The 335-nt window shown below is 49.6% G+C and carries 3 tRNA genes; all 3 read left to right on the forward strand.

The features are described from left to right. The first annotated feature begins 47 nt into the window (after window positions 1-47). The 3 genes from HMPREF3108_RS03370 (at window position 48) to HMPREF3108_RS03380 (ending at window position 293) form a co-directional block, all read left to right on the forward strand. Window positions 48-128 (forward strand) — tRNA-Tyr (locus HMPREF3108_RS03370). Window positions 129-137: 9 nt separating this feature from the next. Continuing rightward, window positions 138-208: transfer RNA gene (locus HMPREF3108_RS03375), tRNA-Trp, on the forward strand. Window positions 209-220: 12 nt separating this feature from the next. Next, window positions 221-293: transfer RNA gene (locus HMPREF3108_RS03380), tRNA-His, on the forward strand. Window positions 294-335: the final 42 nt, after the last annotated feature.

The raw sequence follows: 335 nt of genomic DNA on the forward strand, positions 1-335 counted from the left end.
TGTCGGCGGTTCGATTCCGTCTCGCGCCATTTTATTAATATGATTTTGGAAGGGTAGCGAAGAGGCTAAACGCGGCGGACTGTAAATCCGCTCCTTCGGGTTCGGGGGTTCGAATCCCTCCCCTTCCATAAACCTTTACGGGCATAGTTTAAAGGTAGAACTAAGGTCTCCAAAACCTTCAGTGTGGGTTCAATTCCTACTGCCCGTGTTTGATAATATGGCGGGTGTGGTGAAGTGGTTAACACACCAGATTGTGGCTCTGGCATGCGTGGGTTCGATCCCCATCACTCGCCTATTTATTAATATTGGGGTATAGCCAAGCGGTAAGGCAAGGG

The organism is Streptococcus sp. HMSC10A01, from assembly GCF_001807785.1.
In the GTDB taxonomy this organism is placed as follows: domain Bacteria; phylum Bacillota; class Bacilli; order Lactobacillales; family Streptococcaceae; genus Streptococcus; species Streptococcus gordonii.